The organism is Aquirhabdus parva (genome assembly GCF_003351745.1).
GTDB lineage: Bacteria > Pseudomonadota > Gammaproteobacteria > Pseudomonadales > Moraxellaceae > Aquirhabdus > Aquirhabdus parva.
Genome location: NZ_CP031222.1, coordinates 299,841 through 321,922, shown reverse-complemented (window position 1 = coordinate 321,922; position 22,082 = coordinate 299,841). Strand labels below are relative to the sequence as shown.

Below are 22,082 nucleotides of genomic sequence, written 5' to 3'. Positions count from 1 at the left end.
CGGCATACACCGATTCATTATCGCAGGGGCAATAACCGCACTTGTCCGACGGGGGATAATGTAGTCCCCGGTAAATCAATCGCCTCAACAAGCGGTGTCAGCATCAGATAACGCGTATGATCCGGCACATGTAAAGTTCCGATTAAAATCGAAGGTTGCAGCAATGTTGCAGGGAGTTTCTTTTGGTAAAAGCCATTAACCCCTTCCAATACACAGCCTCGCTCATCTAAAAAAATAGGCAAAGGCCAATAATAAGCAGATTGCTGGCTCAGAGGTGCAAAAGATTGTAGCGATATGTCTTTTATGGCTGATCGAAACTCAACCAACTCATAATTCAAACTCGCCTTATGATTTACCGCAGGCTTATCAGAACGTGGCCACAAAATAAGCAATTGATCACGAAGTAATTTTGATTGCTGAAGCTCTGCAACAGGCAGACAGGTCTTATTAATAAGTGGGGTAATTTCTGAAGCAGGGACACGCTGATATTTTGGAGACAACGTCACCAAGACTGGGGCTTTACTGGCTTGAATGGTCGGCTGTGCAACTTGAGGCTTTTGAATTGCACCAGGCACACGTTCAATGACCTCAGTTCCGCCCAGACCATCAGGGATAGGATAAAATCTGGATTTACCCTCCAGATTAAATTCACGTTTCTCTAAATAATCACTATCAACGTACTTTTCACCATTCAATGTCAACGTTGGGGATTCTGGTGTCGTCGCTTTACTCGGCGCAGGCTTAGCAGATATCGGCGCTTGATCCGTATCGCGTTGAATAGTGCGCATATGACCATCAGAATCAATCACGGTATAAAACTTGGACTCTGCGTCATCTGCATGAGCCTGACTCATGAAAGCCACATCAAGTGCCGCATACTGCAATACGATCCCAGATACACATAGGAAGAGACGATTACAGTACCGCAATAAACTCATCACATCACCAACGTGTACGATAGGCAATCCCGAGGATCGCAATTTTGGTATTGGTTTTCACATCCAATCCTGCATAAGGATTCAAAATCAAGTTATCGATAGCAGTACTGTTAGACAGATTACTGGTGTTAGCAGGAATACTATCTCTACTGCGAATAAACGCTGCGGTTAGATCAATATCGGTATCTTTATCAAATCGATAACCTAGACCTAAACCAAACAGCTGCGCACCATTCACGGGAACCAGCGTACTGCGTTGATTGTCTGGAATCGCACTGGTGCGAGGCTCATATCCCGCCCGTAATTTCAAACGGTCGGTCATACTATACTCAATACCTATTCCGTAATTCCATGGACTTTGGTAATTCAGTGGTACAGTCAATGAGTCCGCTGTTACGCCTGGTGCCAGCAGTTTTGCAAATTGGAGAACTGCAAGGGGACGGTCGAATACAATCGGCAAACCCTGCCAGGCAGCATAATCGGTCCAGCCTATGTCAAAGTTAACTTGTAAGTCTGGGAAAACTTTATATTTGATACCCGCTTGAAAGTGCGCTGGGTACTCTTGCGTCATTGACGCAATCCCCTCCGATGTAGTGGGAATGGCACCCGGAAAACCCAGAAGTGCAGATAGAACCTGACCCGTTACGGAGGAGTTCAATGCCGCAATCAGTTCTGGTGCGCCCGGATCAATGGTCACTTTATAATGACCTTTGAGTTTTTCAGTCGCGCCGCTTTGGTAGACCATACCGAACGCAAAATCATTGCTCGGTTCCCAAAGCAATCCTAAGTTATAGCTGGGTGATAGCGTCTGCTGCATGGCAACTTCCATCGTTGCCACTTTTTTAAAGGGCCCCAGTGTATCTTTCGCATTACACAGCCCGAACAGCAAGAGGTCAGTAACAATACTACCGTTTTGTTTAAAAGGCGCGCAGATGTTCTCATCGACTAAGCGCAGCACACCAAATAGTTCATTGGGAAAGCGTAAATCTGTTTTTAAAGCCACGGCAGCATAGTTAAAACCAACGGAGGCACCCACCGATAGATTGTCGCTGATTTGATAGGATGCAGATGGGGAGAGATAGGTAATCCGCTCCAATGCAACCTGCTGACCCATAAAGTTACCGGGATCGCCATCTTTTTGATTGAAACCCACCGCAAGTGGTGCGTAAAACGCATCCGCATAAGTAATTTTTGAGCCCGGTGCACGATACGCAATCGCTGCAAAAGGAATGGTCACGGGCAGGCCCGCGGGCCAATTCACAAACTTATCTAGGATGGGCACATACAGCGAAACACCGTTTACTTTGCTCGAACTGGTCTTAAAGTTTGGACACAATCCATTGCTGTTTACCTGTGTTTTAGGTACGTCACAGACGACAGGGTCGTCTGAATAACCAAATACGTTAAACCCTGGCGGCGCACTGAATTCACGTTTAATATCAAGGTTCAGCATCAAACCTTGGACATCAGTTTGTAAACCTTGGATATGAGACAAACCTGCAGGGTTAAAGTGAATCGCACTAATACCTGGTGGATCTGCGGTTACCGCGTTACCCAAAGAGAGAGAGCGGATATCAACCGATAAATTTTGAGCAAGCTCAGCATGTGCAAACTGATTGACGACTAGCAACAGCAATGCCGGTACCGCTTTAAGACTCATTGCTTTACTGCTAGAAAAACCCATGTTAAAGCTCATTTTTTTTGTTTGCTCAGTCCTTTTCTTCAGACCAAAACGACTATTCTCAATTGAGTCCATTCTCGTAGAGCCAACACCATCAGGATCACGCTTTATCAGTGACTGCAGATTCATGCTTGCCTCCTTACTTCACTTGACGACCAATGCCTAAGAAATCAAGTGGGAGCGATAGGCCAAGCAAAACATTGGGTGAATCTGGGGTTAAACCAAAACCTAAAGAGACGTTTACGATCGTTTTAGGTGACACACGAATACCCAGTGAGGAGTTTAACGTTGCCGCGCTGGCTACAGAGGATCTGGATACATCACCGTTCGTAAACTTGTATTCACTACCAAAAGTGAAACTTTGTTGATAGGAAATGGTCAGAGAAACGTCGTAGTTCAATGAATACGCAAAACCAAAACCAATCCCAGTGGTATAGCCTGGTGTAAAGGATTTTAAAATTCGGTTACCAATCGCTTGATTTAAGCCACTGACATTTAACCCATAGTTTCCAGATAAGGTTCCGAATAACACAATCGGATCAATAAATTTACTGGTACTGACACCACCACCAAATGAATAATAGCCACTGCCTGTAGACAAATCGGTCTGAGGATTAATCTTGTATGGACTATCCCCGGTAGGTGCTGTCACTGTTCCAAACAGTGTAATCGGCAAAGGGGTTGTACCTGATGGAAATGGCTGCCAACGCGCACCCACGTTCACATCACCCAGTCCAACGGTACTGGTGTCATTGGGCGGATTCACTTTGGCCACAAAAGGCAGGCCTGCAGTCAAGGTCACGTTATTCAGTAAACCATACTGAAAAGTGAACGTATTGGTAATCGCATGCTGTGCGTTGTTCTCAACACGGAGTCGGTTAATAGTGGAGCTACTTGAATCCAAAGCCAGATCAAGCGCGGTATTGGCATAATAACTATAGCCAAAGTCATAAATCAGGGAATAAGAACCTTCCTTAGACAAGGAATATTGACGTTCTGACGCTTTAAAGGTCTGATCTAAGTTTTTTTCGACCGTGGTATCGGTCGCTTTTTGTTTGAGTGCGCTACTGGCGGTACTCGCAGAAGCTTCAGTCGGAACCATAGATGGTGTGGGCTGCTGTACAGGAGCAGGAGTTGCGGCGCCTGCGGCTGGCGCAGCTACTGTACTCGCCGTCGGTACGGCTGCATCAGGAGTAGGTACACCTGGTGCGGGAGCAGCTGCCGCTGGTGCGTCAGAATTCGCTGGTGCAGTCGGTGCGGGTGCGCTGGCTGGTGCAGCAGGGGCTTTGGATGGATCAGCGTCTGCAGCATATGCTCCCATACCACTCATCACCGCGATTACACTCGCAGCGATCGTGGTGCGACTTACATTCTTAGCCCATACGTTCTTTTGCATATTTTCATCCATAACAGCCATCACCCTTAATTATTTATTCATCAACAAAAATCACGACTTTTGTCAAAATTCCCTGAATACCCTATTTTTCATGCGACACAATCAGATCAATGTTCTCTATCGACCACTGTAATAAAGCCTGAGTGAAGTATTAATCGCTTTATTATATGTTGGAGAGTTAGGATCACTATCGATCACGCGTTGCATGGTTGCGGCAGCATCACGCTGTTGCTCACGACCCAATTCAGGATACTTCACATCAACCAATGCAAACTGATTGATCAACGCGTCATCAATAACGCGCATATCCCCATCTTGTAACGCCAATAGATTATTCGTTGGCTGACCAACATCTGGCGTAATGATAAACATAATACTGTTATCCCACACTTCCTGAAAATGTGCGGCAGTAAAACTGATATTACCCAGAGCAGGATCAGCCACAAAGACGTGCCCGTCTTTGAATGCTTTATATACCACAAAATGCTTAAAACCCGCATAGGCGATCGGAACAATGGCCGGTTTATCCAGACTAACGAGATCCTGGAACGTACCGCGGAATCCGTTACTGTTAAAACCAATCGCATTCACATAGCGCTTCATGTCCAGCAGTGAGAAGCTACGGCGCTGAATGATACGATCATACTCACCATACTTCAGTAAGCCATCCATGACTTCGCGTTCGTTCTTGGTTTGCGCCATATAGCCATTAAGCAGTGTTGTGAGTGCTGCCGATCCACAGCTATAGTCATAAGCCTGCTTCACAATACCGCGAAACTGTGTCGACGACAGTGGCTTCACAACCACAGGACGTTGATGCATGAGCGCGCTGCTATTATTGGTTAAGCGCGAATCCGTTAATTCGGTGTAATAAACAGAACCGCCAGGGATATCTGCGGTGTCAAATGTGTCGGCCGCGAAGTTATACATCAGCGCCGAACCAAGCGTGAGAAGTAGCAGCATAATGAACTATTTTCTTTTATTCGCCAGCGTAACTGCTGAACCGTCCTGATTAAATCAGACCCACAATAAGCGCTTCACCAGCGAGAAATGTGAATCCGCGTCCGTATAATTGAAGAAGATACCGTTTTTCTGTTATGAGTTCACTCTTTTTTTGCATCTGGCCAAGAGTTTTATGTAATGTTACATACCACTCACACCAATTTTCAGGTTGGTCGCCCCCATACCCACAACACCAAACGACCCCATAGGCGCATTGCCCATGCCAGCCGCAAAGGCAGTACCCGCAGGTAATGACGTATTGGTTGAAACATTGCCGGGTGTTCCAGCAGTAATACTAGAGAAGACCATACCTGCACCGCTCAGAGCACTTTCTTGAAGCAAAAGCCCACCCGTAGTCGCGGTTGAGAATACGCTTTGCATTTGACTTGTTGTGAGCAGATCTACCGTTGCACCCGTTAGGTTCAACCCCGTAATAGACGGCGTGACACTCAAGCGCGAGGAACACACATTGGTCGTACAGTTTGTGCTGCCTGCATTCGGGCTTTCCAGATTCAATGCCTGACCATTGAAATCAATGGATGCAATATTTAGATTATTAAAGGCAATCATGGGCCCAGATCCAAATGCACCCAACTTCAGACCAATACTGACATCACTGGCGAAATTGATATTCATCCGTTGTGGGGAGGCCGAAACTGTAGAAATAGGCGTTGCCGCAGTACCCGAATACGCATAAGTGCCTACGGACAGAATCGGGGTGATCGTCGGATCATTAACAGATAGCGCCCCAGCAAGATTTGCACCCTTAGGCACAAGACCCAGCAAATTACCTGCGCTATTGGCATTGGTATTAAAGAAAACACCGATCGTCCTGACCCGAGCCAGACTGAGATTTGCAGACAAAGTTGGATTCGCGCCGATCCCAGCACCCGCCGCACCACCGCCTGATACATCCATAGTCAACCCCATGGAATAGGTGTTCAGAGCGCCAGTATTAATTGTATTGCCCACGCCATCCACAACTGAGCTTGCTGAACCAAAAAACTGTACTTTGGTTAAGTCGGTACGCAAGGATGCAGCACTGCCATAGCCCGCCAGACTACTCGCAGGAATGCCGTTAGAGTCCCCTAACGTGACGCTATCAATTGGAATCGTAGGGATATTTGAAACAGAATTCGGGATAATTAAAACTGAAAGACCACTTTGTCCAGTTGTGGCATCCATCTGGCCATCAGTCAATGCATCCATCGACCATACAGATACAGGGAGCAACACCGAACCCAGTAACAGGCTTGGCGCAATAAAAGTACTACATAGACCTCTCATACCCATACTCCCTAGTACACAATTAAATCCATTTACATCTTGAATTTTACATAAAATTATTATTTAAATTACCAAACGCTAGATAGAACTAAGGCAGCTCATCGCCGCCTTAGTAATCACATCTTTAGGTCAAAGGACTAAAATTAGTGTCCTTGGATAACAACTTTAGCACCGGTCAAATCTAAACCAGTAATACGCATATCACCCAAAGTTGATGCTGCATCACCCAAAGTTACACCTTGTAGGTAAGCATTGTATTTTGCAGATCCCGCTGTTGCATTACCCAGACCGATGACCATGCCACCTGCTGTAACTGCACTGCCATCTGGATTTTTGATTAACTGCGTAGTTAGATTGGCAGCCGTACCAAAATCAATATTCGCTGTCAGTTTCAGATCGCTTGCACTTGCAGCACCACCACCTGTTAAGACCAAGTTACCTACACCTAAAGTACCAGTATAGTTTGTGCTACCGTCAATTAGACCGATATTAGCAATGCTCAAACCGTTAGTAATTGTTGCATTAGCCGCGATCATCGCACCTTGAGCTGCCGTTGGTGTACCCAATTGGATATTTAGACTAGCACCGCCCAAACCAATAGTCATGCTGTTCAGAATCTTCACAACACCCTTACCAGTTGTGGTGTTCGCATCCACTTTATAAGCACCAGCGACACCTGAAGCACCCGCTACACCAATATCACCAGTCGTAACATCAAACTGTGAAGGTAATTTAACAGCAATATTCAAAATTGGAGCAGCACCTGTAGTCGCACCAGAAGCACCACCACCACTAGAATCGATCACCAGACCAATAGAATTATTGGTTTGGATACTAAAGCCCGTACCTAAAGTCGGAGCAGTACCTGCCGCAATCCCTGCACCATTGGCATTTTTACCCAATACAATGGCACCAGACTCCAGCGCACCTGTAGTACCATCGCCATCAAAAACAGCAATTTGGTCAATTTTCAGATTATTACTTGGCAGGGAAATAAGAATAGTAATCCCGTCTTGACCAGTCGCGTTACTCAGCGCCGCGTCATCCATGCTTTGCATCGCAAATGCACTACTTGTTGATGCAATCGCAGTAACCAGTGCGAGTTGAGTAAATAATTTCATCTATGTTCTCCCAGAACATTAATAATTAATAATTTTTTAAAACCACCCCAATAATCCAACATCATTATATCGGACTACTTACAACCCCTTTGATACTATATTTCCATACCACAACTTTCTTTAGCAAAGATACAACGAAGCAGGGGATCATCGCAAGTTTTTCTTATACTTTTTGTAATCCGCCCGACAAGTGGTACTTTTATTATTACCAATGTATTCAACATACTAACAACTGAATCATCTACATCCACACCATACGTCACACTTTCTTTACAATTCTTTAAACACCATTCCAAAATATAGTCACTTATTTCAAACTTAGACATTCAACATCTAATATCTTTTTTGATTTTTTATTACGCACCCAACATTAATATAATAAAAAAACTAAGGCGACATAAAGCCGCCTTAGTTTTTCTTGCTTTCAAAGCACTAAATTAAATTAGTGACCTTGGATCGCAATGTGAGTACCAGCAGATTGAACATTGATCAACTGCAGGTCGCCCAAAGTTGAGTTCGCTGAACCCAAAGTAACGTTTTGCAGCATGATGTCGCTTGCATTACCCGCAGTAGTGATTACCAAACCACCTGCTGATGCTGCGCCGCCCCACAATGTGCCTACATCTTTAGTTACAGTGATGCCAGCATTCAGAGTCAGGTTAGCAGAGCCAGTATCAGTTACTGTCAAACGGCTTACACCCAAATCACCACCCAATGATACGCCATCGTAGGTTGCATCATGTACAGACAGGTTCGCGATTGACAAACCACCAGTGATGGTACCCGCTGCATTGATGAATGCACCTTGTGGGGTGTGACCCAACTGGATGTTCATTGTTGCGCCGCCCAAAGCGATATCCATGCTGTTCAATACTTTAACCGCATTACCAGTAGTACCACCAACAGCAGCGTTAGCAGCAGTAGCGCCTGCAGCACCAACAGCAATCGCACCACGGTTAGAACCGTCTACAGAAATGTCACCAGTACGGATCAACAGGTCAGCTGGCAAGCCCAGTTTAACGTTCAACACTGGTGAACTACCTGACACAGTACCAGCTGCGCCGCCGCCAGAAGCATCAATTGCAACGCTAATTGGTGTGCTACCGAAGATGCCCAGTTGAGTACCAGCTGTGTTTGCTGAGTTCGCTTGTTTTGCATCACCGATGATGATCGCACCACCAGAAGTACCGGCTGTGTTGGTTGCGTCAACAATACCGTCTTTATCATGCAACACAGCTGCACCGATCAAAATACCATTGGTTTGAGTCACGCCCAATGATGTTTGCTGTGCGCCTGTCAGTTTTGGCGGAGCAATCAGAATCGTGATACCGTCTTGACCAGTGGTTGCACTGAGATCAGAATCATTCATCGTTTGCATAGCGAATGCACTGCCGCTAGTAGCGATTGCAGTAACGAGTGCGAGTTGTGTAAATAATTTCATTGCTTACTCTCCCAGAGCATTTATTGATAGTTGACTTTTGCCTGTATCGCATAGACTCAACTTTAGTTATCAAACTAAACTTCGCGTCCTTGCATTGCGTTTTTAATAGCATGTCTAACAGGGATCAAAGTACAATGAAGTGTGTATTTGTCGCAAGTGTTTTTTGTGCTTTTTGTAATCCTCCCGACAGGCGGCTAAGTTTCAGAATAAACGGTTTTCAGGTTTTTTTATTATATTTTTCAATAGATTAAATTTATGAATTTACGCCTCGCGATTTTCCAAAAGACACAAAAATGACAGTTTCTTCATCTCATGTAATCCAAAGACTACAGCTGTCGTCAGTCAAAACTTCGGCGATTTTAAAGCTACTTTCTGAACCGTTTTTTTTTGACGAAACGCTGACTGATTGGTCCACTGGACTTGTCTATTTTCACCGATTTGCAGTGAACAAATTTGACGACTCAATTCCTCTATCATTTGAGCAAGAAATCATCGCTTTTTGCCCAAAATGGCTGCTGACTGCGCACGCCAATTCGGCTACACCCAAAACCACGTTGTTCAAGCGCACCTCTTTAGGCGAATTACATCCAGATCACGAATCCTCGACGTCTGACTTTTTTTCACAATTACGCGCTCTGCACTCGGATCAAAAGCAAACTTTCAGTACCGAACATCTAGAAGTCATTAATCAAAATACGTTTCAAGGTGGCCTAGCAGGCTTTATCGGGTATGACTTGGCTGGGAACCCGTACAACCCACGGGCTGTAGATTCAATCACGTCACCACAACTCATCGCAGCGATGGGTGATTATGATATTTTCCTCAAAAAAGTAGAAAACGACTGGGTAGTATATGGTCCTGACGATCAGGCACTGTCTGAGTTATATCAACGTATTCATTTCAGGCTAACAAACATTCCCAATAACACTGAACACGGTGGCTCTGATCAAACCGGCTCAGTCACAACATCACGCTTCAATGTGTCTAAACCGTTTCAAGCGATATGGTCTAAATCTCAGTACTGCGATGCATTTGATCAGATTCAGTCTTATTTGCATGCTGGGGATTGTTACCAAGTCAATCTCACGCAGCCTTTTATAGCAGAAGTCTCTGGAAGCCTGCTCGACGCCTTAGATAATCTACTTGAACTCACGCAAGCCCCTTATGCAGGTTATATGCGAGTTGGCGCGCATGAATTATTAAGCTGCTCACCAGAACTGTTTTTAGCCTTTACAGGGCAGACGTCAAGCCAAGAAGGCAATAACGTAATCACCCGCCCCATTAAAGGCACTTTGCCGCGTTCTGCGGACCCACTCACGGACAGGGCACTTAAGAATAAGCTCTTAGATTCAGAGAAGGACCAAAGTGAGAACCTGATGATCGTTGATTTGCTGCGGAATGATTTAAGCCGTCATGCCATCGTAGGGTCAGTCAAGGTTCCTGTACTCTTTGAGATCGAAAGTTTCGCGCAGGTTCATCATTTAGTGAGTGAAGTACGGGCGCAATTAGAGCCGGGCATATCACCATTAGATGTTCTTATAGATGCGCTCCCCGGTGGATCCATTACGGGTGCACCCAAAAAACGTGCCATGGAGATTATTGCTGAGCTTGAAGCAAGACCCCGAGGAGCGTACTGTGGGTCGTTTGGCTATCTAAATCATGACGGCTCAGGCCAGTTCAACATTCTTATACGCACACTACAAAAGAATCATGATGAACTGGTCGCTTGGGCAGGCGGAGGAATCACTGTCGCATCCCAAATGGATGCCGAATACCAAGAATGCCTCGATAAAATCGGCGCCATATTGAGTTGCATCAACCAATATCACCGTCATTGATAGACTGATGATGATCACTGAGATCATAGACTTCTCACATAAAAAATACGCTCAGACATAAATAGCGTTTGACAGAATTCCGTCAAAGGTTGAAACTAGGAATAATTCTCATTTATACCTAGGTTATCTGTTGCTGTGCGCCTTTCCGACTTATCCAAAAATACGACTGCCACAATCACCTCTGTCGAAGAGAACCAAGCTGTCACGAATGAAGTAATAAAGGCAACAACAGTCACAAATGCACCGATGGACATGATTGCACATCGCCTTAAAGAGCTCGGATTTGTGCCGGGCGAACGTGTTCGGTTGATTACGACCGCCCCCTTTGGTGGAGATCCCTTGTTGGTTCAGATTGGTTTTACGCGTTTTGCACTGAGGCGGAGCGAAGCTGCCCGTGTCCTCGTCGAGGAGATCACTGAATGACCGCTGCAGCGATGAATGCTGATCAGATGATCAATACCATTCAACATATTGCATTGGTGGGCAACCCCAATTGTGGTAAGACATCCCTGTTTAACCAGCTTACTGGCGCACGCCAAAAAGTCGCCAATTACGCTGGCGTGACTGTTGAGCGTAAAGAAGGCTTTCTGACTTTAGCTTCCGGTCGTCATGTGCGCATCTTGGATCTACCCGGTGCGTATAGTCTGGATGCTACGAGCCCTGATGAAGCCGTGACCCGTGCAGTTTGCTTAGGCGAGCTTGCTGGTGAAGCACTCCCCGATTTGCTGGTCTGCGTGATTGATGCAACCAACTTAAGGCTGCACCTACGCTTTGCTTTGGAAATCCGTCGCCTCGGCCGCCCAATGGTAATTGCATTGAATATGATGGATGACGCTAGGCGTCGTGGCATTCAAATTGACGTCGCGAAACTGTCTCACGCACTCGGTGTTCCAGTCATTGAAACCGTTGCCGTGAAACGTCATGGCGCGGCGGATCTGCTGAAGGCTTTTGAAAATCAGATACCTCGCGCTCCCCTTATTGCAGAAGATGCAGAACAAAACGACATTCATGCCCAAGTGCGCGCACTGTTGGCTGAGACCGTCGTCATGCCTCGGACCACTGACCAGCGTGATGATGCGTTAGATGCAGTCTTGCTGCACCCCGTATTTGGTCTTGCGATCCTTGCAACATTAATGTTCTTTGTTTTTCAGGCCGTGTTTACCTGGGCCGCTCCTTTTATGGATGGCATCGGCTACACCGTTGCAGCGGTCAGTGATTGGACGACCTCATTCCTTGCTGACGGGATGCTGAAAAGCTTACTCAAAGACGGTATTTTTGCCGGACTTGGGACGGTTTTAACCTTCTTGCCGCAAATTTTGATTTTGTTCTTCTTTATCTTGATGCTTGAAGAGTCAGGCTATCTACCCCGCGCTGCATTTTTGCTGGATCGATTAATGTTTGGAGCAGGACTAACTGGTCGTGCCTTTATTCCGTTGCTCTCCAGTTTTGCCTGTGCGATACCGGGCATCATGGCGACACGCAGTATCAGTGACCCTCGTGATCGGCTAACCACTATCATGGTTGCACCGCTGATGACTTGTTCAGCACGGCTGCCAGTTTACGCCCTGTTGATCAGTGCTTTTATTCCGGTCAAGACGGTATGGGGACTGTTTAACCTGCAAGGTTTAGTGCTGTTTGCATTGTATTTTGGTGGCATCATCAGCGCGCTATTGGTCGCCCTCGTCATGAAGCGCTTTCGCCGTGACCAAAGTGATCACGCCCTGCTCATGGAGCTACCCAGCTATCGTTTGCCCAGTTGGCGCAGTGTCGGGATTGGCCTTTATGAACGCGCAACAATTTTTATCAAGCGTGTCGGCGGCATCATCTTATCGCTGATCGTGATTTTGTGGTTTTTGGCTTACTTCCCACAGCCCCCTGCTGGCGCAACCTTACCCCCCATCGACTACAGCTTTGCCGGTCAGATTGGTCATGTGATTGCACCCATCTTTGCGCCGATTGGTTTTACTTGGGAAATCTGTATTGCACTGATTCCAGGGTTGGCCGCACGTGAAGTTGTGGTTGCCGCGCTCGGTACGGTTTATGCGTTATCAGGCAATGAAGACGCTGTCAGTCACCAATTGGGTAGTCTGATCGCAGGTCAGTGGTCATTGCCTACTGCACTGTCATTGCTGGCTTGGTTTATCTTTGCCCCGCAGTGCCTTGCGACTATGGCAACCGTACGCCGCGAAACAGGCTCTTGGAAATACGTTGGGATTATGGCGCTGTATTTGTTTAGCTTGGCCTATGGCGCATCCCTCATCACCTACCATGTTGCGGAGGCATTACTATGAATTCGATCATGAGTGAACTTGTACAGACCGCCATTATTGCGGCCTTGCTGGGTTGGAGTGTGTTTTTTATGCTGCGGCGGATACTACCCAATGTAGTGCATCGTCAGCAACAACGTTTAGCGCAAATGGCTCAAATGCATGGATATCCTAAACTCAGCAAATGGCTTGCACCCGCTTTAAACAGTGGTGGCGGCTGTGGGAGCGGTTGTAGCAACTGTAGCTCTTGTGCATCGAATCCTGCTGCACCACAAGAACAAGCAGTCCAATGGAAAACCACACCCTCCAAAAGCTCAGGTTGCCATTAATCGCAAATAACAGCACATTGAAGCCGATTCAAGGCAGACAGAGCTTTGAATCAAGTTCTGTAATCATTGCGCTGACTTTCGTGTTATACAATACACCTCATCACTGCCCATCAAAACAGATTTTGCTGACATGACCTCGCGCCCAGCCCGTAAACCGCGCCTACCGACTCCGGTGACGATTCCTGATGACGCACCGTACTTACAAGTCTTTCGTGACAATCTGGTGGCTCAGGCTGTCAGTCCTCATACCCGTAATGCCTATTTAAGCGATCTAAAACAAGCCCAGCTGTTTGATGACACCCCGCTGCCAACATGGTCTGCACAACACGTAAATGATTATCTGCTGACCCTCACTCGCGCCGAACGAAGTCCGCGCTCCATCGCCCGCAGCCTGTCTGCCTTTAAGCAGTTTTTTAAACTGCAACTGGCACTCGGCACGCGTGATGACAATCCCACTGCCAACCAAAAGACACCCACCTTAGGCCGCCCACTGCCCAAAGATCTCTCAGAACAACATGTGGAAGCCTTACTTGAAGCCCCTAATATAAACACCGCGATTGGCCTGCGTGACAAAGCCATGCTTGAAGTGCTGTATGCCTGTGGCCTGCGCGTCTCTGAACTTACAGGACTCACCTTAAATGGCATTAACTTAAAATCGGGCATCATCCGCGTTAAAGGCAAAGGCAGCAAAGAACGACTCGTGCCTCTTGGTGAAATTGCGGTGGACTGGCTGTCCCGTTATCTGCAGACCGCACGTCCAGAACTGGCACACGGTTTAGTCACCGATGCGCTTTTCATCACCGTCCGCGGCGGCTTTATGACTCGGCAGAATTTTTGGTATTCGATTAAAAATTACGCCAAAATTGCCGATATTCAAAGTGAACTCTCGCCGCATACCTTGCGTCATGCTTTTGCAACGCATTTACTGAATCATGGCGCAGACTTGCGTGTGGTACAAATGCTCTTGGGCCACAGTGATTTATCCACCACGCAGATCTACACTCATGTCGCACGTGCACGTCTACAAGAGCTGCATGGCACCTTTCATCCGCGCGGATAGTACGATGATCGAAAACATCACTCTTAATCACGTTCTCACAAGCGCACTACAGTGAATCTGTGTTTGGGTTTGCTATGATATTGCCTAGTCAAAATTGAATACCTCAAGACCGTTTAAAACTAAGGATTTTTTCGTATGAAAATGCTACTCCCTATTGCGACCACACTTCTCTTGGCGATCAGCGGTTGTAGCAAAGCTGCACCGGAAGCGGCAGATAAAAAAGCACCTGCTCCTGTCGCTGCTGCCACACAGCAAAGCGATGAAATTACAGGGAACGCGCCTGAATCTGTGCGCAAGGCGATTGTTGAACACCTCAAAACCGCGGAAATTCCTGCGCATATCAATGCCATCACCAGTACCGAACTACCCAATATCTATTGGGTCACGTTTGATGATGTTCCACCAGTCTTTATCAGCGGCGATGGACAGTTCTTATTGCAGGGCAATGTGGTAAAACTAGGCAAAGGTACTGTGACCAATGTCTCCGACGCGCTCAATGCAACAGAAGCCAAACGTTTGCTTGCAACCGTTGCCGATAAAGACATGATCATCTTCTCTCCAAAAGGTAAACCCAAAGCCGTGGTTTATGCCTTTACCGATGTCGATTGCGGTTATTGCCGTAAATTGCATGCAGAAATGGATCAAATCAACGCCAAAGGCATTGAAGTCCGCTATCTGGCTTGGCCAAGGTCACCCGCTGATGTCGCAGTTAATAAAGCTGTGTGGTGTAGTGAGGACCGTAAATCGGCAATCACGACCGCCAAGCATGGTCTCCCCGTACAAGCCCCAGCCTGTGCGGATCCCGTCATGGCTCAACGTCAAATCGGTATGAAGATCGGTGTCAATGGGACTCCTGCACTCTATACCGTTGATGGTGATTATCTGGGAGGTTACATCCCTGCTGATGATCTGGCCAAAGCACTGAAAATCGCTAAATAAGCGCATTTCGTAAAAAACACCCCTCACTTGGCTTTCCCCGCTTTCTTGAAAACTTTGACAAAGCGGCGGGAAAGCGTGGGATTAGACTAGAGAAAATAGTCACTTTTGGCTATGATAAGCGCCTTTAAAATCTGTACGCGAGGCATCTGCTTGTGAAACCAGTCAAACTGGCAATTTTGGGTCTAGGAACCGTAGGTGGTGGCGCAGTGCGCTTACTACAGGACAATGCAGCAGAAATTGCGCGTCGTACAGGTCATGAGATTCAAATTACTCACGTTGGTAGCCGCCGCGCACGTCCAGATTTAAGCTTAGAAGGCATCAAACTCAGTGATGATCTGCTGGATATCGCCAAGCAAGACGATGTCGATATCGTTGTCGAAGTGATCGGTGGTACTACACTCGCTCATGATGTGGTGATGACCGCCATCCAGCACGGCAAGCATGTCGTCACCGCCAACAAAGCGTTATTAGCCGAATACGGCAATGAGATTTTCCAAGCTGCCGAGGCTGCGGGTGTCTATGTGGCCTTTGAAGCCGCAGTTGCAGGTGGAATCCCCATCATTAAAGTCCTGCGCGAAGGACTGTCTGCCAACCGCATTGAATGGCTGGCAGGGATCATCAATGGCACAGGCAACTTCATTCTGACCGAAATGCGTGAAAAAGGCCGTGCCTTTGAAGACGTTTTGGCAGAAGCACAAGCGCTCGGTTATGCTGAGGCTGACCCCACTTTTGATGTTGAAGGCATTGATGCTGCACACAAGCTGACCCTATTAGCCTCACTGGCATTCGGTATCCCACTGCAATTCGAAAAAGTCTATACCGAAGGCATTACCAAGCTCACTGCAGAAGATGTGACGTATGCTGAAGAACTGGGCTATCGCATCAAGCATCTGGGAATCGCCAAGCGTACCGATGCGGGCATTGAATTGCGCGTACATCCAACCCTGATTCCTGAAAACCGCTTGATCGCCAATGTTAACGGTGTAAAAAATGCGGTTCTCGTACAGTCTAACGCCGTCGGCTCAACCCTGTACTATGGTTCAGGCGCTGGCGCAGGACCGACTGCATCAGCCATTGTTGCGGATGTCGTCGACTTGGTGCGTAATTTTGGCAATGAAGGTACAGGCCGTGTTCCTCACTTGGCATTCCAACCTGATGCCTTGCATAACACCCCAATCCTGAACGCCGATCAGATGACCACCGCCTACTACCTGCGCCTTACTGCACAGGATCATCCGGGTGTGCTGGCAGATGTCACAGGCATTTTGAGTCGTGCTGGCATTAACATTGATGCGATTCTACAGAAATCGATTCAAGCCAAAGGCAATGTACCCGTGATTATTCTGACCCAGCCTGTACTTGAGGCTACCATGAATACGGCGATTCGTGATATCGAAGCATTAAGCGCAATCGAAGCCCCTGTCGTGCGTATCCGTCTTGAAAATTTAGATGGTTAAGGGACGCTCTGCATAAAGAGCAGAAAACACTCCTCATCAAAAAAAGCCTTCAATGATTGAAGGCTTTTTTATTTTACATATTCATTCCAGTGGCTCATATCAGCAAACACGAACCTCAGGCATTAAAAAAGCCCAGCGCTCATAAATGAGATGGGCTATCAAAGCATCCTTTTTGTAGAGGTACATCCCTTCGGAGCTCACTATAACCCTCTAATATTTCAATAATATTAAAACGGCGATGAGAATGACTGTCGAGTATTTGCAATTATGTGATCTAGTTGGCATTATATGCGCTGTATATTTGCTTTATTTTTTAGGTTTTAACAATGCAATCGATCTTGATTAACTATGAAATTGAATCAGGCGAGAACATGGATTTTCTTTTGGACCGCTTCGAAAAAGTCACCGGAACCTTCTGGCACAAATTCTCGGAGTCGGCGTGGGTCATCAATACGCGTCATCAACCAGATCACATCCTTGAGCTGATCAAACCCTTTCTCTACCCAGACGACAAAGTCTTTATTGTTGAACTGGGCAGCAAGGCCATATGGCAAGGCTATTCCTATCGCGAGCTGGACTGGCTCAACCACTCCTTCGCCCTTAAAAGACACGTCTTACTCTCATAAAGATGTGCTTAAAAACGTCCTTTTAAAATACTCGCCTTAAAGACAACGCATAAAAAAAGCTTAATTCCTTAGAATTAAGCTTTTTTTATATTAAGCACATCAAACTTTCTAAACAAAAAACAGCCCATCCCTTTGGAAAAATGGACTAAAACGATCAAAATTGTTCGTTACAACATCACTCGGCAATGATTAAAAAACTATCATGTCTAGTGTGTTGAGTCAAGCCATCAACCATCCGTAGCATGCACAGAAAATAAACCAAGAAAGAGCTTCATCCCTACTAATGCACAAGCGCTTGAGTCATATACTGCGTCAACTGTTTGATCCGCTCATCATTCAAGCGGATAAGACAATCATTTTCAGTTGCTTCAGCATGAGCAAAATCCGCATCAAGATACTGACAAGACTTGTCGCGGTAAAGTCGCCAAGCATCCTGCGCCTGATACAGTGCTTTAATCTGATCTAATTTAAACTGCTTACCGAGCACTTCGACCAGATGCATATAAGCATCATTGACCTCTGTATCACTTTGCGCAAGGGTGCAGCTTTGTGTGCTTGAGCGGCTCATAGACTCACAGCCGTCTGCCCATGCCTGAGGGTTCCCTATCAGCAGTATCATGAGACTCAGCAATATGCCCTTCATGATCCATCTCTTTTTTTAAGGTATTGAATGATTCATGCATTAAATTTTAAGCATATGGATGTAAGAACGGTATAAAAAAACGTCGTTTTCAGATAAAGAGACTGTAAGAACTTTGCCATCTCTCTTAGATAACCATTTAAAAATAACCACTTAAAAATAAAAAACCGCCATCCAAGGCGGTTTTATGTGTTCTTGTGTCTTCTTATCATGAATTGGGGATGACCGACTATAGACATAGTCGCGAATCATCGAAGAGGATGATAAGAGAAATCACCGCCACAACAAACCAAGATAACTTCATCATCATATGAAGTATTTAACTATAGACAAACATCTTCCTCTGCTATTTTAGGATAAGGTGTTAAGAACCATTTGGTGCGTTTTGTCATAAACCTTTTGCTATAATCGCACCGCTTTATTTCAATCTCTTTTATAGACTCCGCAGGTGATAAAAATGGGTAAAGATAAAAGTAAGTCAGATGATCAAATCAAAGATAAAGATGATGCTAAGAAGAAAAAAAGCCGTAAACACTGGAATGAGCTACAACTCGATCAATTGATCGAAGACAAAAAAAAGAAGAAGAAAAAGAAGTAATATATCCCTCCCATCTCATAGGATGGGTAAGTATGTTCATAGAAAACATATATGTCATAGATCCATAGCGTTATAAAAAAAGGATAGTCTGACTATCCTTTTTTTCGAGCGGGCACTTTCAAAGTGAGTCTAACGTTAGACCCGCTCAGGCTGCACGCCGCTTTCCTCTTCGCCTTCATCCAGCAAGAAGCCGCCACTTTGGTGTTCCCAAAGCCGCGCATACAGGCCATTTTGAGCCAAGAGCTCTTGATGGGTGCCCTGCTCTACCACCTTGCCTTGATCCATCACGATCAGTCGATCCATCGCCATGATGGTGGACAGCCGATGCGCAATCGCAATCACGGTTTTACCGCGCATCAGTTGATAGAGGCTATGCTGAATCGCCGCTTCCACTTCGGAGTCCAGCGCACTGGTGGCTTCATCCAATAGCAGGATCGGCGCATCTTTGAGCATCACGCGGGCAATGGCTATGCGCTGACGCTGACCACCAGAGAGCTTGACGCCACGCTCACCGACATGCGCATCGTAACCCGTACGTCCACGGGGATCGGTCAAATCAGCAATGAACTCATCAGCCTCGGCCTGCTCTGCCGCAGCCACCATATCCGCTTCTGTCGCATCAGGACGACCATAGAGGATATTGTCTCGCACCGAACGATGTAGAAGCGACGTGTCTTGCGTAACCATACCAATCTGGGCACGAAGACTTTCTTGCGTCACCAAGCGGATGTCTTGCCCGTCAATCAGAATACGTCCCGCCTGCGGCTGATAAAAATGCAGCAGCAGATTGATCAGCGTTGATTTCCCTGCGCCCGAACGACCAACCAGCCCCACCTTCTCACCCGCATGAATCGTCAGGGATAGATTATCCAGAATCTGCTGCTCGGCATGGTAACCAAAGGTCACATGATCAAATTGAATCTGACTATGCTCTACCTTGAGCGGTTTGGCGTCTGGCACATCCTGAATCAGATGCGGTTTGGTCAGGGTGGTAATGCCATCCTGCACCGTTCCGATGTTTTCAAACAGCGATGACATCTCCCACATGATCCAGTGCGCCATGCCGTTTAACCGCAGTGCCATCGCCGTTGCTGCTGCGACTGCGCCAATGCCCAGCAAGCTTTGTGTCCAGAGCCACAGCGCAACGCCAGCCGTGGAGACAATCAACAGCATATTCAGACCATGATTGATAATCTCAAATCCGGTCGCAAGACGCATTTGCCCATGTACCGTGGTCAGAAACTGCTGCATCGCATTTTTGGCAAAACCAGCCTCACGACCCGCATGGGAAAATAACTTGACGGTCTGGATATTGGTATAGGCATCGGTCACTCGCCCCACCATGATCGAGCGTGCATCGGCTTGCTGCTTGGCGATGCGACCTAAACGCGGAATGAAATAAAACAGACTGGCGATATATGCCGCAAGCCAAATTAAAAATGGTGCCAGCATCCATAGATCAAACGAGCCCATCACCACCGTCAGCGTGACAAAGTAGACGATGATAAAAGCAAAAATATCCGCCATCACCATCCAGAAATCACGCACCGCCAGCGAGGTTTGCATGACTTTGGTCGCGATCCGTCCAGCAAAGTCATCGCTAAAGAAACTGATACTTTGACTCAGCATCAAGCGGTGGAAATTCCAGCGCAAGCGCATCGGGAAGTTACCCAGCAGGGCCTGCTGCTTGATCATGGATTGCAGCGCAATCAAAAAAACACTGCCCAGAATAATCGCCGCCAAGATCAGCAGATGATGGGTTTCTTTTGCCCACAGCTGTGCAGGCTCGACGTGGCTTAGCCAGTCGACCATTTTACCCATCATGGCAAAGAGCAATGCTTCAAAGACGCCAATGATTGATGTGAGTATAGCCATACTAAACATCAGCGTTCGCAAACCTTCGGTACTCTGCCAGACAAAGGCAAAAAAGGTCTTGGGTAACGCTTTAAGAGGTTGTTCAGGATAGGGATCAACGCGGCTTTCGAACCAACGCAGCATGACTGTTCAACCTGTATCTTCAAAATAGCTTAGAAGCTTAGTACAAAAATGAATGTCTAGCATCCATTTGGACAAATTTTTCGGTCGATCGGGGCATTCTTTGGCAGAGACTTAGCCAATCACGATACGTGCCTTCAATCCCGGGTGATTATCCTCAAGGATTAACCGGCCGCCATGCAGCCTCGCCACGGCATCCACCAGCGTTAGCCCCAGCCCCACACCCGGCATGTCATTGCTCGCGCGTCCACGAAAGAAGCGCTCGGTGACTTTAGGCTTTTCGGCATCGGGGATACCCGGACCATTATCCGCGATACTGATTTGCACCGTCTCCCCGCTTAGGCTCGACACTTCGACGGTAATCTTGCCATGACTACCCACGTATTTCAGGGCATTGTCCATCAGATTGCTCACCGCTTGCGCCAGCAACACAGGGTCGCCAAGCACTGGCGCACCGCCGTTGTGCTGAAAGATCAGTTCGATATCATTCAACTCGGTCACGGGTAAATAAAAATCCACCGCATCGGTGACGATCTTGACCGCATCAACCAAGACAAAACCCGAGCGACGCAGCCCGGCATCAATCTCAGCAAGGCGCAGCAGCGCATTAAAAATACGAATAACCCGATCCACATCACTCACCGCCGCATCGATTTCAGCGAAAGTTTCATCTGGGCTTGGCTGAGTCAATGCCAGCACTTCCAGCCGTGAACGCAGCTCGGCCAGAGGCGTACGCAGGTCATGGGCGATGGTGTTGGAGACATTACGAATACCATGAATGAGCTGCTCAATCTGATCGAGCAATTGATTGATGGTAATGCTCAAGGTATCCAGCTCATCACCGCTGGATTTGGTCATAAGCCTGTGTCCGAGATCGCCTTGCACAATCGCAGAGACGGTCTGATCGATGCCTTGAATACGAAACATCAACGCGCGACGAATCAATAGTCCGCCCAACACCCCGTCAATGATCAGGATCAGAATCGCACCAGACAACCCATACCAGAATCGCGTTTCGAGCGGTGCAAAACGCGATAAATCACGCCCGACCAGCAAGTTATAACCATTGGGCAAATAAGAGCGCACCACCACAACTTGTGCGGGACTCCCGCCCAGATCCATCGAAATGGTATAAATGCCAGGCTTATCAGAGACATTTTTCGGCCATGTGGGCATATTGCCGGCAAGCAGGTGCTTGTCGCTATCCGCCAGAATCAAAATACGCTCACCGGGAATCTGCATACCGACCCGTGCATTGATAAAGTTGATCAACTGCATCGCGCCATCGCGCTGAAACACGGCATTAAAGCGCTGGGTATCGGCTTGCAAGAGCTCCGCACGACCATCATTGATGGTCACTCGCCATGCATACCACAGCGGCGTGGCAAACATCCCCAACGCAATAATGCCCAAAAAGACATAGCCGACGGCCAGAAAGAACGCGGAAGAACGGATGAGTTTCATAGC

At 47.0% G+C, this 22,082-nt stretch carries 20 protein-coding genes; 9 read left to right on the top strand and 11 right to left on the bottom strand.

Features of this window, described 5'->3' with window-relative positions:
- Positions 1-17 precede the first annotated feature (17 nt).
- From filE to filA (HYN46_RS01425), 8 genes are all read right to left on the bottom strand, one after another.
- Positions 18-938: a putative pilus assembly protein FilE gene (gene filE, locus HYN46_RS01455; protein WP_114897783.1), complete on the bottom strand. Its 921-nt coding sequence runs from the start codon at positions 936-938 to the stop codon at positions 18-20.
- Between the two features lie 4 nt (positions 939-942).
- On the bottom strand, positions 943-2,598 hold the full coding sequence (gene filD, locus HYN46_RS01450; RefSeq protein ID WP_114900513.1) for a putative pilus system OmpP1/FadL family transporter FilD: 1,656 nt from the start codon (positions 2,596-2,598) through the stop codon (positions 943-945).
- 160 nt (positions 2,599-2,758) lie between these two features.
- On the bottom strand, positions 2,759-4,015 hold the full coding sequence (locus HYN46_RS01445; RefSeq protein WP_114897782.1) for a transporter: 1,257 nt from the start codon (positions 4,013-4,015) through the stop codon (positions 2,759-2,761).
- 117 nt (positions 4,016-4,132) lie between these two features.
- Positions 4,133-4,975, bottom strand: a complete 843-nt coding sequence (gene filB, locus HYN46_RS01440; RefSeq protein ID WP_210009479.1) for a putative pilus system C39 family peptidase FilB — start codon at positions 4,973-4,975, stop codon at positions 4,133-4,135.
- A 183-nt stretch (positions 4,976-5,158) separates the two neighbouring features.
- Positions 5,159-6,304 (bottom strand): hypothetical protein, encoded by a 1,146-nt coding sequence (locus HYN46_RS01435; RefSeq protein ID WP_162818057.1) that lies wholly within the window; start codon positions 6,302-6,304, stop codon positions 5,159-5,161.
- 143 nt (positions 6,305-6,447) lie between these two features.
- Entirely contained in the window at positions 6,448-7,425 is a 978-nt protein-coding gene (gene filA / locus HYN46_RS01430) for a putative pilus system protein FilA (RefSeq protein ID WP_114897780.1), read from the bottom strand.
- Between the two features lie 95 nt (positions 7,426-7,520).
- Entirely contained in the window at positions 7,521-7,751 is a 231-nt protein-coding gene (locus tag HYN46_RS17220) for a hypothetical protein (protein ID WP_162818056.1), read from the bottom strand.
- Positions 7,752-7,867: 116 nt separating this feature from the next.
- The gene (gene filA, locus HYN46_RS01425; protein WP_114897779.1) at positions 7,868-8,866 is read right to left on the bottom strand and encodes a putative pilus system protein FilA; all 999 of its coding nucleotides are present in this window, start codon (positions 8,864-8,866) and stop codon (positions 7,868-7,870) included.
- Between the two features lie 293 nt (positions 8,867-9,159).
- Between filA (HYN46_RS01425) and pabB the strand changes: the two genes are divergently transcribed.
- The 8 genes from pabB (at position 9,160) to HYN46_RS17215 (ending at position 17,382) form a co-directional block, all read left to right on the top strand.
- Positions 9,160-10,704 carry an aminodeoxychorismate synthase component I gene (gene pabB / locus HYN46_RS01420; protein WP_114897778.1) on the top strand — a complete coding sequence of 515 codons (1,545 nt, stop codon included), beginning with the start codon at positions 9,160-9,162 and terminating at the stop codon, positions 10,702-10,704.
- Positions 10,705-10,839: 135 nt separating this feature from the next.
- Complete coding sequence (locus HYN46_RS01415; RefSeq protein ID WP_114897777.1) at positions 10,840-11,127, top strand: FeoA family protein; 288 nt, start codon at positions 10,840-10,842, stop codon at positions 11,125-11,127.
- A 29-nt stretch (positions 11,128-11,156) separates the two neighbouring features.
- The gene (gene feoB, locus HYN46_RS01410; protein ID WP_407640783.1) at positions 11,157-12,995 is read left to right on the top strand and encodes a ferrous iron transporter B; all 1,839 of its coding nucleotides are present in this window, start codon (positions 11,157-11,159) and stop codon (positions 12,993-12,995) included.
- Positions 12,996-13,003: 8 nt separating this feature from the next.
- On the top strand, positions 13,004-13,300 hold the full coding sequence (locus HYN46_RS01405; protein ID WP_162818055.1) for a DUF6587 family protein: 297 nt from the start codon (positions 13,004-13,006) through the stop codon (positions 13,298-13,300).
- Positions 13,301-13,430: 130 nt separating this feature from the next.
- Positions 13,431-14,360, top strand: coding sequence for a site-specific tyrosine recombinase XerD (gene xerD / locus HYN46_RS01400; protein WP_114897775.1), 930 nt, complete (start codon positions 13,431-13,433; stop codon positions 14,358-14,360).
- A gap of 135 nt (positions 14,361-14,495) precedes the next feature.
- The gene (locus HYN46_RS01395; RefSeq protein ID WP_114897774.1) at positions 14,496-15,299 is read left to right on the top strand and encodes a DsbC family protein; all 804 of its coding nucleotides are present in this window, start codon (positions 14,496-14,498) and stop codon (positions 15,297-15,299) included.
- A 152-nt stretch (positions 15,300-15,451) separates the two neighbouring features.
- Positions 15,452-16,756, top strand: a complete 1,305-nt coding sequence (locus tag HYN46_RS01390; protein ID WP_114897773.1) for a homoserine dehydrogenase — start codon at positions 15,452-15,454, stop codon at positions 16,754-16,756.
- Positions 16,757-17,127: 371 nt separating this feature from the next.
- On the top strand, positions 17,128-17,382 hold the full coding sequence (locus HYN46_RS17215; RefSeq protein ID WP_162818054.1) for a hypothetical protein: 255 nt from the start codon (positions 17,128-17,130) through the stop codon (positions 17,380-17,382).
- Positions 17,383-17,662: 280 nt separating this feature from the next.
- On the opposite strand, the gene HYN46_RS01380 is transcribed toward HYN46_RS17215, so the two are convergent.
- Positions 17,663-18,025: a lysozyme inhibitor LprI family protein gene (locus HYN46_RS01380; protein WP_114897771.1), complete on the bottom strand. Its 363-nt coding sequence runs from the start codon at positions 18,023-18,025 to the stop codon at positions 17,663-17,665.
- Positions 18,026-18,479: 454 nt separating this feature from the next.
- Between HYN46_RS01380 and HYN46_RS17210 the strand changes: the two genes are divergently transcribed.
- On the top strand, positions 18,480-18,620 hold the full coding sequence (locus tag HYN46_RS17210) for a hypothetical protein (RefSeq protein WP_162818053.1): 141 nt from the start codon (positions 18,480-18,482) through the stop codon (positions 18,618-18,620).
- Between the two features lie 135 nt (positions 18,621-18,755).
- Here HYN46_RS17210 and HYN46_RS01375 read toward each other — a convergent pair whose 3' ends face one another.
- Both HYN46_RS01375 and HYN46_RS01370 read right to left on the bottom strand, forming a co-directional pair.
- The gene (locus HYN46_RS01375; RefSeq protein WP_114897770.1) at positions 18,756-20,618 is read right to left on the bottom strand and encodes an ABC transporter ATP-binding protein; all 1,863 of its coding nucleotides are present in this window, start codon (positions 20,616-20,618) and stop codon (positions 18,756-18,758) included.
- 111 nt (positions 20,619-20,729) lie between these two features.
- Positions 20,730-22,079 carry a HAMP domain-containing sensor histidine kinase gene (locus HYN46_RS01370; protein ID WP_114897769.1) on the bottom strand — a complete coding sequence of 450 codons (1,350 nt, stop codon included), beginning with the start codon at positions 22,077-22,079 and terminating at the stop codon, positions 20,730-20,732.
- Between the last annotated feature and the right edge of the window lie 3 nt (positions 22,080-22,082).

Excerpts from the sequence above, each read along its gene's own strand:
- HYN46_RS17210 (WP_162818053.1), top strand. The coding sequence starts at position 18,480 with ATGGGTAAAGATAAAAGTAAGTCAGATGATCAAATCAAAGATAAAGAT.
- HYN46_RS17215 (WP_162818054.1), top strand. The coding sequence starts at position 17,128 with ATGGATTTTCTTTTGGACCGCTTCGAAAAAGTCACCGGAACCTTCTGG.
- HYN46_RS01405 (WP_162818055.1), top strand. The coding sequence starts at position 13,004 with ATGAGTGAACTTGTACAGACCGCCATTATTGCGGCCTTGCTGGGTTGG.
- HYN46_RS01435 (WP_162818057.1), bottom strand. The coding sequence starts at position 6,304 with ATGAGAGGTCTATGTAGTACTTTTATTGCGCCAAGCCTGTTACTGGGT.
- filE (WP_114897783.1), bottom strand. The coding sequence starts at position 938 with ATGAGTTTATTGCGGTACTGTAATCGTCTCTTCCTATGTGTATCTGGG.
- HYN46_RS17220 (WP_162818056.1), bottom strand. The coding sequence starts at position 7,751 with ATGTCTAAGTTTGAAATAAGTGACTATATTTTGGAATGGTGTTTAAAG.
- filA (WP_114897779.1), bottom strand. The coding sequence starts at position 8,866 with ATGAAATTATTTACACAACTCGCACTCGTTACTGCAATCGCTACTAGC.
- HYN46_RS01380 (WP_114897771.1), bottom strand. The coding sequence starts at position 18,025 with ATGAAGGGCATATTGCTGAGTCTCATGATACTGCTGATAGGGAACCCT.
- xerD (WP_114897775.1), top strand. The coding sequence starts at position 13,431 with ATGACCTCGCGCCCAGCCCGTAAACCGCGCCTACCGACTCCGGTGACG.
- filD (WP_114900513.1), bottom strand. The coding sequence starts at position 2,598 with ATGAGTCTTAAAGCGGTACCGGCATTGCTGTTGCTAGTCGTCAATCAG.
- filA (WP_114897780.1), bottom strand. The coding sequence starts at position 7,425 with ATGAAATTATTTACTCAACTCGCACTGGTTACTGCGATTGCATCAACA.
- HYN46_RS01375 (WP_114897770.1), bottom strand. The coding sequence starts at position 20,618 with ATGCTGCGTTGGTTCGAAAGCCGCGTTGATCCCTATCCTGAACAACCT.
- HYN46_RS01395 (WP_114897774.1), top strand. The coding sequence starts at position 14,496 with ATGAAAATGCTACTCCCTATTGCGACCACACTTCTCTTGGCGATCAGC.
- pabB (WP_114897778.1), top strand. The coding sequence starts at position 9,160 with ATGACAGTTTCTTCATCTCATGTAATCCAAAGACTACAGCTGTCGTCA.
- HYN46_RS01370 (WP_114897769.1), bottom strand. The coding sequence starts at position 22,079 with ATGAAACTCATCCGTTCTTCCGCGTTCTTTCTGGCCGTCGGCTATGTC.
- HYN46_RS01445 (WP_114897782.1), bottom strand. The coding sequence starts at position 4,015 with ATGCAAAAGAACGTATGGGCTAAGAATGTAAGTCGCACCACGATCGCT.